The sequence below is a fragment of the Leclercia sp. LTM14 genome (assembly GCF_023736175.1).
In the GTDB taxonomy this organism is placed as follows: Bacteria; Pseudomonadota; Gammaproteobacteria; order Enterobacterales; family Enterobacteriaceae; genus Enterobacter; species Enterobacter barmai.
Genome location: NZ_JAIKTT010000002.1, coordinates 175,966 through 190,274 on the forward strand (window position 1 = coordinate 175,966; position 14,309 = coordinate 190,274).

Sequence of the window (14,309 nt, forward strand, 5' to 3'; positions counted from 1 at the left end):
TGGTTACGGGCAGTCTTTTTCTTATTTATGCTGCCTCCCTCATTTTTTGTCACTTTTTTTCAGCAAACATTTGCTATAACTTCAATTGCATATTTGCACTTCACAGGGATACACCCATGCGTACTAATACTTTATTTAAAGTTGCCGCGCTTTCCGGCCTGTTGCTGCTGGCGGGTTGTGCGTCAAAAGTGGCTGCGCCCGATCAATATTCAGGCTTTTTAAAAGATTACTCCGGTTTGAAATCAACCACGTCAGCAACGGGTAAACCGACGCTTCGCTGGGTTGATCCGTCATATAACGAAGCGAATTACGACAGCATTGTCTGGAACCATATCACCTATTATCCGGCGCCGAAGCCAACCACCCAGATCGGTCAGCGTACGCTGGATGAACTGTTGAACTACACCAACGATAAAATGAAAAACGCGATTGGCCAGCGTAAGCCAATCGTGGCGACGCCGGGCCCACGTAGCCTGATCTTCCGTGGTGCTATTACCGGTGTTAGCTCGCAGAAAGAAGGCCTGCAGTTCTATGAAGTTGTCCCTGTTGCGCTGGTCGTTGCCGGCACGCAGATGGCAACGGGTCACCGTACCATGGATACCCACCTCTACTTTGAAGGCGAGCTGATTGACGCTAAGACCAACAAACCGGTCATGAAAGTAGTGCGTAAGGGTGAAGGTAAAGAGCTGAATAACGAAAGCACGCCGATGACCTTCGCGACCCTGAAACAGGTTGTGGATGACATGGCGACCGATGCCACCATGTTTGATGTGCATAAAACCCAATAACACAAAAACGCCTGCATTGCGCAGGCCGTTTTTTTATGCCGTCCGCAGACGTCTGAACCAGTTCTCCGGTCGGGCAAACATCACCAGATTCCCCGTTAAAATCAGCAGTAACCCCGCTATCCCGTTGCTGTGCCAGACATATCCCTCGTACATCGTCGAAAATGAGAGCGCCACCAGCGGAAAGAGCAACGTGCTGTATGCAGCCTTGCCCGCGCCAATCCTTCCGACCAGCGTGAAGTACGCGCCAAAGGCGATCACCGAGCCAAACAGCGCCAGATAGAGCAGCGCGCCCATATAGCTCACCGACCAGACCGGCGTAAAGTCATCACCGCGGATCAGCGCAATCGCCCCCATCACCAGGGTGCCGTACAGCATCGCCCAGGCGTTAGTGGTCATGGTTTCCAGACCCTTGCGCTGGTGGCGCAGGCTGATCATATTCCCGAGCGAGAAACCGTAAGTACCCAGTGCCGAGAGGGCAATCCCGAACAGCAGACCGGCGCTCCAGCCGCTGGCCAGCAGGTCGTTCCAGAACAGGGTAATAATGCCGAGCAGCCCAAGCGCCGCCGCCAGATAAAAGCGGGCAGGCGGGCGCTGACCAAAAAAGAGGAAACTGTTCAGGGCGTTATACAGCACCGCCATTGAGAAAATCACCGACTCCAGTCCGGTATTGATATAGGCCGCGGCGGTGTAAAAACACCAGAAGTTAAAGCAGAAGACGCAGCAGCCCTGCAGGCCGCAAAACAGGTGGTCACGTAAGGCAAGCGGGCGCAGGCGTCGCAGGATCAGCAGCACCGTCATAATGGTGGCGGTGGCGACGGCAAAGCGCCAGAAAATAGAGACCGGCGCGGGGACCGGCCCCTGTTGCAGGAAAATGGCAATCCAGGTGGTTCCCCAGATAACAACAACCAGCGCGTACAAAAATGCGTTCATCTTATTTCTCTTCTCAGCAAAGTCTGCGCTCAGTATGGCGACAGAGGCTCATGCCTTCTTTCACGGACTTGCGGGGGACTTGCATATTCTTGCGCTTTTTTCCAGGCGCAGGCAGAAGAGGACTGGCACTGAAGGGCAGATCTTTTTAGACTTGTTAATTCTTATTAACAGTGTGTGAGTGGTTATGGCTGAGACCTACGGTGCCTTTGAAAATCTGCGCAAGCATAAAGCGGTATTACATAATGCCGTGGCGCTGAATTCAGGGATCCAGCTGGCGGCCTGGTCAAATAAACGTGACACCATTACGCAATATTGCGATCACCACACGCTGAGCCTTTATATCGCCGACGGTTACGAGAGCTATCACAAAACCACCGCAGGCTGGAAAAACGGCGGCGGGCCGGATCGTTTTTGTCTGATGCCGAAAGAGAGCGAGTCCACTTGGGATATTCGCGACGATCTGTCATTTGTGCATCTCTACTGTACCGACGATCACCTGCGCAACGTGGGGGAGCAGGTATGGGACAAAAGCCCGTACAGTTTTACCCTCGACGAAAATCTGTTTGGCGATGACGCCAGCATTACCGCTCTGTACCGTCATTTTATCCTTGGCTGCGACTGGCAGCAGTCTGCCAATCAGCTGACGCTGAGCACCGCCTCGACGCTGCTCCTGACCCATCTGGTGCAGCACTACAGCAACGTTCAGTGGACGTTGCCGACCGTTACCGGCGGGCTGTCGCCGTTCGTGCTGCGCAACGTGCTGGCGTTTATCGAAGAGAATCTGGCCCAGCCGCTGACCCTGGCGGATCTGGCGGCGCAGGCGAGCCTGAGTGAGTTTCACTTTGCCCGCATGTTCCGTCAGTCGATGCAGATGGCCCCGCACCAGTATGTGATGCAACGGCGGATGGAGAAGGCCAAAACCCTGGTCCGCACCACCCGTCAGCCGCTCACCGATATTGCGCTGGCCTGCGGGTTCAGCTCCGCCAGCCATTTCAGCAACCGCTTTCGCGCCGCGACAGGGCTTACGCCGTCCCAGCTACGCGCGGCGAGTGCGTAACAGCAGGGCGTAACAGACGCCGCCCGCCACTAATCCCCAGAACGCCGAACCAATCCCTGCAAGCGTTGCCCCGCTGGCGGTGAGCAGAAAGGTCACGATAGCCGCATCGCGCTCGGCTTCATTATGCAGCGCCTGATGCAGACTGCCGCCGATAGTGCCCAGCAGCGCCAGGCCCGCCAGAGTCTGGATCCAGCTTAACGGCAGGGCCGCCATCAGCCCGCTAATCGAGCCGCCGAAAATCCCCGCCAGCAGATAAAACACTCCTGCCGCCGCTGCGGCCAGCCAGCGCTTGCTGGCATCCGGGTGCGCGTCCGGGCTCTGACAGATGGCGGCGGTGATGGCCGCGATGCAGATGGAGTACACGCCGAACGGCGACAGCAGCAGCGCCAGCCCGCCGGTGACGATAATCAGCGGTGAGACGGCTACCGGATAGCCGGAGGCTTTCATCGTGGCGAACCCGGGCGCATTCTGCGAAGCCATGGTCACCAGGAAGAAAGGCAGACCGATGCTGATAAGCGTGGTCAGATTAAAGGTTGGGGCAATAAATTCCGGCATCACCACGGCGAAGGTGAGCCTGTCGGTGACAACGTCACCGTTCAGGGCCGCCACCGCACCGCCCACCAGCAGGGTGGCGACAATGGCATAGCGCGGGGCGAAGGCTTTGGTCAGCAGCCAGGCCAGCAGCATGCTGCCGCACAGCAGCAGATGCCCCTCGAGGTTGCTGAAGGCCTGCAGACCAAAACGCAGCAGCACTCCGGCGAGCATCGCCGCCGCCAGCGAGTGGGGGATGATCTTCATCAGCCGGGCGAACAGACCGCTGACGCCGCAAATCAGGATTAACGCATTGGCGAAGATAAAGATGCCGATAGTTTCCGACAGGCTCACCCCCTGCAGGCTGGTCGCCAGCAGGGCGGCACCCGGCGTCGACCAGGCGGTCAGCACCGGGGCTTTATACCACCACGACAGCCCCAGGGTGCTGATGCCCATACCAAGCCCTAATGCGGTCATCCAGCCTGCTATCTGCGGTGCCGTTGCACCTGCGGCAGCGGCGGCCTGCCAGATAATGGCGGCGGAACTGGCGTAGCCCACCAGCACGGCGACAAAGCCGGACAGGACGGTGGGAAAGGTGAGCGAGGATGCGCGCATGGGAACTCCGTTGTGCGTTATAACAGCCGTGAATGTAGCACTGTGCGTTATAGCATACAAGTGCTACACTCGCGGCAACGGGAGGGACCATGGACATCACACAACATCTTGCCATCACACTGAAAACGCTGCGTCAGGCGCGCGGCTGGAGCCTGTCAAAGCTGGCAGAAGAGACCGGGGTGTCGAAAGCGATGCTCGGCCAGGTGGAACGCAACGAATCCAGCCCGACGGTTTCGACGCTGTGGAAAATTGCCACCGGGCTTAACGTGCCGTTCTCGACCTTTATCACCCCCGAAGCGGAGAACCCGGCTGTGTTTGATCCCCAGCAGCAGGCGATGGTGGTGAAACCGCTGTTCCCATGGGATGACGCGCTGAAGTACGATCATTTTTCCATTACCCTGGCGCCGGGCGCGCTCAGCGAATCCACGCCGCACGAGGCGGGGGTGATTGAGCACGTCGTGGTGATCAGCGGCGAGCTGGAGATGCAGATCGACGGCGTCTGGCAGACACTTATGCCCGATACCGGCCTGCGATTTGCCGGGGATAAACCGCACGCCTACCGCAACAGCAGCGGCCAGACGGTGCACTTTCACTCACTCATCCATTATCCCCGCTAAAGGCACGCAAAACTGTTTCACTGGCCCATACTTCTGACTACAATAGCCGCCATTTTGACCATAACGGATAACGACGAAGTATGCGCCTGCCATCCCATCATCTTGAACTTTTAAGCCCGGCTCGTGACGCCGCCATTGCCCGTGAAGCGATCCTTCACGGTGCCGATGCGGTCTATATCGGCGGCCCTGGATTTGGCGCCCGCCATAATGCCAGCAACAGCCTGCGCGATATCGCCGACCTGGTGCCGTTCGCCCACCGTTTTGGCGCGAAAGTGTTCGTGACCCTGAACACCATTCTTCATGATGATGAACTGGAACCGGCGCAGCGTCTGATCACCGATCTGTACCAGACCGGCGTCGACGCGCTGATCGTCCAGGATATGGGCGTCCTCGAAATGGATATCCCGCCGATTGAGCTGCACGCCAGTACCCAGTGCGATATCCGCAGCGTAGAGAAGGCGAAATTCCTGTCGGACGCGGGCTTTACCCAGATCGTGCTGGCCCGCGAGCTGAACCTCAATCAGATCCGCGACATCCGCCAGGCGACCGACGCCACTATCGAGTTCTTTATTCACGGCGCCCTGTGCGTGGCTTACTCCGGCCAGTGCAACATCTCCCACGCCCACACCGGGCGCAGCGCCAACCGCGGCGACTGCTCCCAGGCCTGTCGTCTGCCGTACACCCTGAAAGACGATCAGGGCCGCGTGGTCGCTTTTGAAAAACACCTTCTGTCGATGAAAGACAACGACCAGACCGCCAACCTGGGCGCGCTGATCGACGCGGGCGTGCAGTCCTTCAAGATTGAAGGGCGCTACAAAGATATGAGCTACGTGAAAAACATCACCGCCCATTACCGTCAGATGCTCGATGCCATTATTGAGGATCGCGGCGGTCTGGCGCGCAGCTCTGCCGGGCGCACCGAGCACTTCTTTATTCCGTCCACCGACAAGACCTTCCATCGCGGCAGCACCGATTACTTCGTGAACGCGCGTAAAGATGATATCGGCGCATTCGATTCACCGAAGTTTATCGGCCTGCCGGTGGGCGAAGTGCTGAAGGTGACGAAAGAGTATCTGGACGTAGAAGTGACCGAACCGCTGGCCAACGGCGACGGTCTGAACGTGATGATCAAGCGTGAAGTGGTCGGCTTCCGCGCCAATACGGTAGAAAAAACCGCAGAAAACCGCTACCGCGTCTGGCCGAACGAGATGCCTGCCGACCTGTATAAAGCGCGTCCGCATGCGGCGCTTAATCGTAACCTCGACCACAACTGGCAGCAGGCGCTGCTGAAAACCTCCAGCGAGCGTCGCATTGCGGTGGATATCGAGCTGGGCGGCTGGGAAGAGCAGCTGATCCTCACCATGACCAGCGAAGATGGCACCAGCGTGACTCACACCCTGGACGGGCAGTTTGAGGTGGCGAACAACGCCGAAAAAGCGCTGAACAACCTGAAAGACGGTGTCGCTAAACTGGGTCAGACCATCTATTACGCGCGTGATATTCAGGTCAATCTGCCGGGTGCGCTGTTTGTGCCTAACAGCCTGCTGAACCAGTTCCGTCGTGAAACGGCAGAGATGCTGGACGCGGCGCGTCTGGAAAACTACCCTCGCGGCAGCCGCAAACCGGTCTCCGTGCCGCCGCCGGTCTACCCGGATACGCATCTCTCGTTCCTGGCGAACGTCTACAACCATAAAGCGCGGGCGTTCTATCAGCGCTACGGCGTGGAGCTGATAGACGCCGCCTATGAAGCCCATGAAGAGAAGGGCGACGTGCCGGTGATGATCACCAAGCACTGCCTGCGCTTCGCCTTCAATCTGTGCCCGAAACAGGCGAAGGGCAATATCAAAAGCTGGAAAGCGACGCCGATGCAGCTGGTGAATGGTGATGAGGTGTTAACCCTGAAATTTGACTGCCGTCCGTGCGAAATGCACGTCATCGGCAAGATGAAAAACCATATCTTCAAAATGCCTCAGCCGGGCAGCGTGGTGGCCTCCGTCAGCCCTGACGATCTGCTGAAAACGCTGCCGAAGCGTAAAGGCAGTTAATTAGCGAAAATGAGTATCCGGTTTGCGCGACTTCTGCCAGTGGTGATGTTCGCGCAAGCCGTCAGCCGACTCCTCTGCTGCTACCCGCAGCTCATCGCTGTCCGCCTCGTGGCGTAACTGCTGCTCGACGTTCTTCACCCAAAAAAACGCGTGCCCTTTGTGGCCTGCCATCAGCTGACCCGAAAATAGCGCACAGGTCAGTAACATTATCGATAACGCTCTTGTAAACATCTTGCCACCATCCGGTTACGTTTGCCCGGTATGATGCCAATAGTTACGTCTGGTTATTATTCAGCTCTTCAAAGGCAGGAAAGGTTTTGTCAGGATTCGTGGGTAAGAAGGGCGCCAGACTATCCCCTCTCCCTTCCAGGGAGAGGGTTAGGGTGAGGGTGAAAATCAGTGAGACTTAAACCCCGCCGCCGTCATCAGCACCCGGAAAAACATTCCCACCAGCGCCAGCGCTAACACGCTGCCGCCCCAGATAATCACCATCCACATCAGGCGTTTCCAGACAGGTTGATTCATCAGTGATAGCCCTCCCCAGGCTGGACTTTTCCGCGAAATACGTAGTAGCTCCAGAAAGTGTAGACAAGGATGATCGGGATAATAAACAGCGCCCCCACCAGCATAAAGCCCTGACTCTGTGCCGGCGCAGCGGCCTGCCATAAGGTAATGGACGGCGGAATGATGTGCGGCCAGATGCTGATCCCAAGCCCGCTAAAGCCCAGGAAGATTAACCCGAGGGTCAATACAAACGGCAGATGGTGGCTGTGCGGGTTATTCAGGCTACGCCACTGCCACAGCCCCAGAATGACGACCAGCACGGTACCGGCAACAGGAAGAACAGGTTTGGCAGGCTAAACCAGCGCTCGGCGATGGCCGGATGCGCCAGCGGTGTCCAGAGGCTGATAACCGCGATGATCGCCAGCAGCGCCAGCAGCAGGCGTTTAGAGACCTGTCGCATCCGGCTCTGCAGCGGGTTTTCGCTTTTCATCACCAGCCAGGTGGCGCCTAAAAAGGCATAGGCTACTGCCAGTCCCAGGCCGCAGAACAGGTTGAACGGCGTGAACCAGTCGAATGGACCGCCTGCATAGGCGCGGCCTGAAACCGGAAAACCGTTGATCACCGCGCCCACGACCACGCCCTGGGTGAAGGTGGCGAGCAGGGAGCCGCCAATAAACGCCTTATCCCAGAAGGGGCGGTGCGCGGGCGTCGCCTTGAAGCGGAACTCAAACGCTACGCCGCGGAAAATCAGCCCAATCAGCATCAAGGTCAGCGGGATGGTCAGGGCATCGATGATCACCGCGTAGGCCAGCGGAAAGGCGCCAAACAGCGCGGCCCCGCCCAGCACCAGCCAGGTTTCGTTCCCGTCCCACACCGGGGCGACGCTGTTGACCATCACATCCCGATCGTCCGCGTCCTGAATCGCGGGAAACAGAATGCCAATGCCGAGATCAAAGCCGTCCATCACAATGTACATCAGGGTGGCGAAGACGATAATCACAAACCAGATCAGCGAGAGATCGATTCCCATTATGGTGTCTCCTTGGTAGTAAACTCAGTGCTCGCAGCCGAGAGCGGGCGGGCCGGGCGACCGTCGTTTTCGGTCGGGAAGGTCTCTTCTTCCTGCGGCCCCTTTTTAATCAGACGCACCATGTAGCTGTAGCCGACGCCAAACACCGAGGTGTAGACCACGATAAAGGCCAGCAGGCTGACGCTCATGTGCAGGTCGCCGTGAGCGGAGACCGCGTCTTTAGTGCGCTGTAGCCCGTACACCACCCATGGCTGGCGGCCTACCTCGGTAGTCACCCACCCGGCGAGAATGGCAATGAGTCCCGACGGCCCCATCAACAGGGCAAACCACAGGAACGGCCGGGAGTGGTAGAGCCGCTGCTTGTAGCGCAGCCACAGGGCGACGGCACCCAGCAGCAGCATCAGCATGCCCAGCCCGGCCATAATGCGGAACGACCAGAAGACGATGGTAGAGTTGGGGCGATCCTCTTTCGGGAACTCCTTCAGCGCCGGAACCTGCTTATTCAGACTGTGGGTGAGGATCAGGCTGCCGAGCGCCGGGATCTCCAGCCCGTAGCGGGTGCGCTCCTGCTCCATATCCGGCCAGCCGAACAGCAGCAGCGGGGTCGGCTCGCCGGGCGGGTTCTCCCAGTGGCCTTCGATAGCGGCAATTTTGGCCGGCTGATGCTTGAGGGTGTTGAGGCCATGCATATCCCCGACCATCGCCTGAATGGGGGCGACGATCAGCGTCATCCACAGCGCCATCGAGAACATGCGGCGAATGGCGGGGGTGTTGTTTCCGCGCAGCAGGTGCCAGGCCGCAGATGCTGCGACAAACAGCGCGCTGCTGAGGAACGCGGCAATGGACATATGCAGCAGGCGATAGGGGAAGGAGGGGTTAAACACCACCGCGAACCAGTCCACCGGCACCACCTGGCCGTTGACGATCTCAAAGCCCTGCGGCGTCTGCATCCAGCTGTTCGAGGCAAGGATCCAGAAGGTGGAGATGATAGTGCCCAGCGCCACCATGCAGGTGGCAAAGAAGTGCAGCCCCGGCCCAACTTTGTTCCAGCCGAAGAGCATCACGCCCAGAAAACCGGCTTCGAGGAAGAACGCGGTCAGCACTTCATAGGTCAGCAGCGGGCCGGTAATGCTGCCCGCGAACTGGGAAAAGCCGCTCCAGTTGGTGCCAAACTGGTAGGCCATCACCAGCCCGGAGACCACGCCCATGCCAAAGTTGACGGCGAAGATCTTCGACCAGAAATGGTACAGCGAGCGCCAGACGGGGTTTTTGCTTGTCAGCCATAACCCCTCCAGCACCGCCAGATAGCTGGCGAGACCAATGGTGATCGCCGGGAAAATAATGTGGAAGGAGACAGTAAACGCAAACTGGATCCTCGCCAGGTGAAACGCATCTAAACCAAACATGCACAGCCTCAAGGTCAATCGGTGTGTCTGTTATGGTAAATCAGCGCAAAAGTGAGTATCAGAGACAGAAACGAGGAATTTATCTATAACAGTTTGAATGAAATGGTGAGTTAACCGGGACTGTTATAGTCGATGGACTTATTGCCCGGCGGCGCTTCGCTTGCACGGGCCTAGGCGCTGGCATTGTGTTTGGGCGTTATTCTCTACGGGTATGACGCTTAAACCTGTAGCGAGCGAACAGCCAGATTAAAAGCGTGGTAAACAACAGAGATAAAATGGACAAAGCAAATATGTAACGATCGTACCACTGAGCCTCGGTCAGAAAACCAAACGTATCTGTGTAGATGTCATATAACCAGACGTCGGGCATAACGAGACAAATAAAAGAATAAACGAGACACAGAAGAGCTAACTCTGTTAACCATATAACTACGCTGGTGCTGGGTTTCATTAATAGACCTGTATTGTGCCAAATGCTTTAAGCTCGGCTGTAATAGGCAAAGAACCTGTGCTTAACAATGCATGATGGAGAATTCGATAGTGGGAATGATTTGGCAATGTAATACATCCTTCACTAATTCCTGAACTGCCTGCTGGATGAAGACGAAAAGCACCGCGCTCTACGTTTTCTATAAATGTTGAGTCATCGAAAACCCCATCGTCCCGGTAAAGTGCAAACCAAAAGTCACGGTTTGAACCACTTTCAAGTTCTTTGAACATATCGTGCCAACGGGAACCGAGACCTCCACGGTAACGAGTAACAATGAAATATTTCCCAGGAGGCAATGGCCCTTTCTTTTTCAAGGCAACAGAATCTGGATTATTTCTGTTGGCTCCGGCGTGTCCAGAATATGCAGGAAAGAACCCGACCCCCGGACAACTCAGGGTAGACAACTGCCCACCATTCAAATGAAATGTGCAACGAATCATCTTTCATTCCACGCATCGGAAAAAATGATATTCCCGTCACAGTGTTTCCACGTGATTTTTTCATAGCGCAGGGCGATTGATTCAAGATGGTTGTGTTTAACAGTTGAAGGATTTTTTACATCATGCATGAGCGGGCAAACAGATACGACTTTTACCCCTTCGAGGAGCATATTAAAGTACTCTTCTTCCAGTCCCGCGTAATTAATGCGATACCATTTAAATTCAGCTGACTTCAGGGTTTGCCCATGGGCAACAGCTTTATAAAGATAAGGACTAGAAGAATCGAACTCTTTTTCAAAAACTAACGCGCTGTGGATACGCGTACCCGTTATCTTTCCAGTGTTGCTGTCTGTAGGTAAATGAAGACCGTGGCCAAATCCAAATATTTCAATACTGCCTTCGCGATGACGAACATCAACAGAACCGCGGATATCTGCCCCGCCATCATCTTTTAACCACAAGTACGCCGGAATTGCCATGCCAAACTCCTTTTGTCAGTAAGCTAAAAAAACAGCCATTACTTAACAACGGTTTTAGGACAATGGCCAGGCATAATGTGCCATAGTTATTGCAAATATATCAGTCAGTTATATAAGTAACTGACATAAACAATCAACTATTAATGTCTCGCGTAATACCATTACGCGAGACATCCCGGTATTTACGCGTCACGCCAGCCCATAGCTGGTGCCACATGCTTCAGAATCGACTCAATCACGTGCACGTTATATTCCACACCCAGCTGATTCGGTACGGTCAGTAACAGCGTGTCCGCTTCGGCGATGGCTTCATCCTGTTTCAGCTGGGCAATCAGTTTGTCAGGTTCGGCGGCGTAGCTGCGCCCGAAGATGGCGCGGGTTTTCTCATCCAGATAGCCCACGCTATCGCTTTCGTTACGGCTGGAGCCGAAGTACATCCGATCGCGATCGTCCATCAGGGCGAAAATGCTGCGGCTGACCGAGACGCGCGGCGTGCGGGTGTGTCCCGCTTCGGCCCAGGCTTCCCGGTAGGCGCGGATCTGTTTTGCCTGCTGGATATGGAATGGCTCGCCGGTTTCGTCGTCTTTCAGGGTGGAGCTTTGCAGGTTCATCCCCAGCTTAGCGGCCCATACGGCGGTGGCATTGGAGCCTGCGCCCCACCAGATGCGATCCCGCAGCCCTTCGGAATGCGGCTCAACGCGCAGCAGTCCCGGCGGGTTAGGGAACATCGGCTGCGGGTTGGGTTTGGCAAAGCCTTCGCCGCGCAGCACGTCCAGCAATACTTCGGTGTGACGACGCGCCATATCCGACTCGTTTTCACCTTCGCCCGGCACGTAGCCAAAGTAGCGCCAGCCGTCGATCACCTGTTCCGGGGAGCCGCGGCTGATACCCAGCTGCAAGCGCCCGCCGGCGATCAAATCGGCCGAGCCCGCATCTTCCGCCATATAGAGCGGGTTCTCATAGCGCATGTCGATAACGCCGGTGCCAATCTCAATCCGGCTGGTTTTCGCGCCAATCGCCGCCAGCAGCGGGAAGGGGGAGGCGAGCTGACGGGCAAAATGGTGCACCCGGAAATAAGCGCCATCGGCACCCAGCTCTTCGGCGGCGACCGCCAGATCGATGGACTGCAGCAGCGCGTCAGCGGCGCTGCGGGTGCCGGACTGCGGCGACGGGGTCCAGTGACCAAATGATAAAAAACCGATCTTTTTCATTCCGGGTTTTCCTGATGTAAGAGAAATAGCGTGATCGTTACTTTACGGATTACGTAAAGAGATGAAATGCCGTTTATTTCACAGAACCCATCAAAAAAATTGAATGAATACAGCGAGTCGCGTAACCGACAGAATTTTAGCGTAAATAACGCTTGCCTCCTTCCTGGATTCATGCGTTAATGCTCTTTCGGTTTGAAATCCAAAAAATATCTAAGCAGTATTTAAAGCATCTCTCATCACGTTGTGCCTCTCCACAGTCGCTCCTGGGTTTTATCTTTACGCTCTGATTAGTTTTGTCTCAGACCCTTTTGCCTTTAAGGCCCATTAGTTTTACGTGTATACGTACAGGAGATTTACATGAGTTCTACTATCCATTTTCGTTGCCCATGCTGTCATGGCTCGCAGTTCCGCACTTCCATTTTTGACGTGTCTGAAAAAAATCCACACGGCGCAAAGTGCATTTTCTGCAAATCGTCCATGATCACCCTCGACCACTTAGCGGCCTCCCGTCATGCCCGCCAGGTGCCGTTTGAGCTGCGTAAGTAATCCAGCCAGGCGCCGTCACGCCTGCTGACATCCCCCTCACACCTATAACAGTTTATTAATTCTGCCTTTTTTCTCCTGCTGATATACTATGGAACGCAGCAAGGAGAACTCGATGAAAAAATACCAGCGCCTGGCGCAGCAAATCATTTCGCAGATCGAACTCGGCGTCTGGCAGCCCGGCGATAAGCTTCCCTCGCTGCGCGAGCAGGTGACCAGCAGCGGAATGAGCTTTATGACCGTCGGTCATGCGTACCAGATGCTGGAGAGCCAGGGGCACATTGTGGCGCGTCCCCAGTCGGGGTATTACGTCGCGGCACGTCCCAGCGGACATCAGCCGGTGCCGCCCGCGCAGGTGATGCGCGACGAGGCGGTCGATATCAATACCTATATCTTCGACGTCCTGCAGGCCAGCCGCGATCCCTCAGTGGTGCCGTTTGCCTCGGCCTTTCCCGATCCACGCCTCTTTCCCTTACAGCAGCTGAACCGCTCCCTGGCCAACGTCAGCAAAACCGCTACCGCCATGAGCGTGATCGAAAACCTGCCGCCGGGGAACGTCGATCTGCGCCATGCCATCGCCCGCCGCTATGCCCAGCAGGGGATGAATATCTCCCCGGATGAAATCGTTATTACCGCCGGGGCGCTCGAAGCCCTCAATCTCAGCCTGCAGGCGGTGACCGAACCGGGCGACTGGGTTATCGTCGAAAACCCCTGTTTCTACGGCGCGCTGCAGGCGCTGGAGAGGCTGAAGCTCAAGGCGCTGTCGGTCGCCACCGACGTGCGCGACGGGATCGATCTTAACGCGCTGGCTCAGGCTCTGAACGACTACCCGGTGAAAGCCTGCTGGCTGATGACCAACGGGCAGAACCCGCTGGGCTTTACCCTCAGTGCCGAAAAGAAAGCGCAGCTTATCGCCTTGCTCGCGCAGCACAACGTCACGCTGATTGAAGATGATGTCTACAGCGAGCTCTATTACGGACGTGAAAAGCCGCTCCCGGCGAAAGCCTGGGATCGAAACGACATGACGCTGCACTGCTCGTCGTTCTCCAAATGCCTGGTGGCCGGATTTCGTATTGGCTGGGTCGCCGCCGGGAAACATGCACGCCGCATCCAGCAGCTTCAGCTGATGAGCACCTTATCCACCAGTTCGCCGATGCAGCTGGCGCTGGTGGATTATCTCGCCACCAAACGCTACGACGCCCATCTCAGGCGTCTGCGCCGTACCCTGGCCGACCGCAAACAGCAGGCGTGGCAGGCGCTGCTGCGCCATCTGCCCGCCGAGGTGAAAATTCACCATAGCGACAGCGGCTACTTCTTATGGCTGGAACTGCCCGCGCCGCTGGATGCCGGGGAACTTAGCGCCCGGGCGCTGGGGCATCACATCAGCATCGCCCCGGGTAAAATGTTTTCCACCTCCGATACCTGGACGCCGTTTTTCCGCTTTAATACCTCGTGGGCCTGGGGGGAGCGGGAAGAGCAGGCGGTGATCCAGTTAGCGCGGATAATTAGCGAGATGTTAAAAAATCAAAAATAGGTTTTTTGCGCTATTGATCTGCCGGTCTGAATAATTATTTCTTATCCCGTTAATCACGCCGCAATTAATTTGCGGCGTTTTTTATTATC

The 14,309-nt window shown here is 56.3% G+C and carries 14 protein-coding genes and 1 pseudogene; 6 read left to right on the forward strand and 9 right to left on the reverse strand.

Annotated elements, in window-relative coordinates; all coding sequences use genetic code 11:
- The first annotated feature begins 116 nt into the window (after positions 1–116).
- The gene (locus K5I40_RS05215; RefSeq protein WP_223075348.1) at positions 117–788 is read left to right on the forward strand and encodes a DUF3313 domain-containing protein; all 672 of its coding nucleotides are present in this window, start codon (positions 117–119) and stop codon (positions 786–788) included.
- A gap of 33 nt (positions 789–821) precedes the next feature.
- On the opposite strand, the gene K5I40_RS05220 is transcribed toward K5I40_RS05215, so the two are convergent.
- A complete protein-coding gene (locus tag K5I40_RS05220; RefSeq protein WP_039028642.1) occupies positions 822–1,718 on the reverse strand; it encodes a DMT family transporter in 897 nt (298 codons plus the stop codon).
- Positions 1,719–1,902: 184 nt separating this feature from the next.
- On the opposite strand from K5I40_RS05220, the gene K5I40_RS05225 reads away from it, so the two are divergent.
- A complete protein-coding gene (locus tag K5I40_RS05225) occupies positions 1,903–2,775 on the forward strand; it encodes an AraC family transcriptional regulator (RefSeq protein ID WP_223075347.1) in 873 nt (290 codons plus the stop codon).
- On the opposite strand, the gene K5I40_RS05230 is transcribed toward K5I40_RS05225, so the two are convergent.
- On the reverse strand, positions 2,755–3,942 hold the full coding sequence (locus tag K5I40_RS05230; RefSeq protein ID WP_255296768.1) for a benzoate/H(+) symporter BenE family transporter: 1,188 nt from the start codon (positions 3,940–3,942) through the stop codon (positions 2,755–2,757). The genes K5I40_RS05225 and K5I40_RS05230 overlap by 21 nt on opposite strands.
- A gap of 68 nt (positions 3,943–4,010) precedes the next feature.
- On the opposite strand from K5I40_RS05230, the gene K5I40_RS05235 reads away from it, so the two are divergent.
- Together K5I40_RS05235 and K5I40_RS05240 are read left to right on the forward strand one after the other, a co-directional pair.
- Complete coding sequence (locus tag K5I40_RS05235) at positions 4,011–4,538, forward strand: helix-turn-helix domain-containing protein (RefSeq protein ID WP_138369054.1); 528 nt, start codon at positions 4,011–4,013, stop codon at positions 4,536–4,538.
- A gap of 80 nt (positions 4,539–4,618) precedes the next feature.
- A complete protein-coding gene (locus K5I40_RS05240; RefSeq protein WP_223075346.1) occupies positions 4,619–6,583 on the forward strand; it encodes a U32 family peptidase in 1,965 nt (654 codons plus the stop codon).
- Here the strand turns inward: K5I40_RS05240 and K5I40_RS05245 are convergent, their stop codons facing one another.
- The 7 genes and pseudogenes from K5I40_RS05245 to K5I40_RS05275 all read right to left on the reverse strand — a co-directional run bounded on the left by K5I40_RS05245 (position 6,584) and on the right by K5I40_RS05275 (position 12,143).
- Positions 6,584–6,814, reverse strand: coding sequence for a DUF2554 family protein (locus K5I40_RS05245; RefSeq protein WP_223075345.1), 231 nt, complete (start codon positions 6,812–6,814; stop codon positions 6,584–6,586).
- A 165-nt stretch (positions 6,815–6,979) separates the two neighbouring features.
- Positions 6,980–7,108, reverse strand: coding sequence for a DUF2474 domain-containing protein (locus K5I40_RS05250; protein ID WP_032610877.1), 129 nt, complete (start codon positions 7,106–7,108; stop codon positions 6,980–6,982).
- A pseudogene (gene cydB, locus K5I40_RS05255) lies at positions 7,108–8,117 on the reverse strand (cytochrome d ubiquinol oxidase subunit II). Before cydB ends, K5I40_RS05250 begins: the two are co-directional and overlap by 1 nt.
- A complete protein-coding gene (locus tag K5I40_RS05260; protein WP_223075343.1) occupies positions 8,117–9,523 on the reverse strand; it encodes a cytochrome ubiquinol oxidase subunit I in 1,407 nt (468 codons plus the stop codon). Before K5I40_RS05260 ends, cydB begins: the two are co-directional and overlap by 1 nt.
- 450 nt (positions 9,524–9,973) lie before the next feature.
- Positions 9,974–10,453, reverse strand: coding sequence for a DUF2778 domain-containing protein (locus tag K5I40_RS05265; RefSeq protein WP_223075342.1), 480 nt, complete (start codon positions 10,451–10,453; stop codon positions 9,974–9,976).
- Positions 10,450–10,932: an Hcp family type VI secretion system effector gene (locus K5I40_RS05270; RefSeq protein ID WP_223075341.1), complete on the reverse strand. Its 483-nt coding sequence runs from the start codon at positions 10,930–10,932 to the stop codon at positions 10,450–10,452. Before K5I40_RS05270 ends, K5I40_RS05265 begins: the two co-directional genes overlap by 4 nt.
- 182 nt (positions 10,933–11,114) lie before the next feature.
- The gene (locus K5I40_RS05275; protein ID WP_223075340.1) at positions 11,115–12,143 is read right to left on the reverse strand and encodes an LLM class flavin-dependent oxidoreductase; all 1,029 of its coding nucleotides are present in this window, start codon (positions 12,141–12,143) and stop codon (positions 11,115–11,117) included.
- Between the two features lie 357 nt (positions 12,144–12,500).
- Here K5I40_RS05275 and K5I40_RS05280 point away from each other — a divergent pair, with 357 nt between their 5' ends.
- Together K5I40_RS05280 and K5I40_RS05285 are read left to right on the forward strand one after the other, a co-directional pair.
- Positions 12,501–12,689: a hypothetical protein gene (locus tag K5I40_RS05280; RefSeq protein WP_039028652.1), complete on the forward strand. Its 189-nt coding sequence runs from the start codon at positions 12,501–12,503 to the stop codon at positions 12,687–12,689.
- A gap of 112 nt (positions 12,690–12,801) precedes the next feature.
- Positions 12,802–14,220: a PLP-dependent aminotransferase family protein gene (locus K5I40_RS05285; RefSeq protein ID WP_223075339.1), complete on the forward strand. Its 1,419-nt coding sequence runs from the start codon at positions 12,802–12,804 to the stop codon at positions 14,218–14,220.
- Positions 14,221–14,309 lie beyond the last annotated feature (89 nt).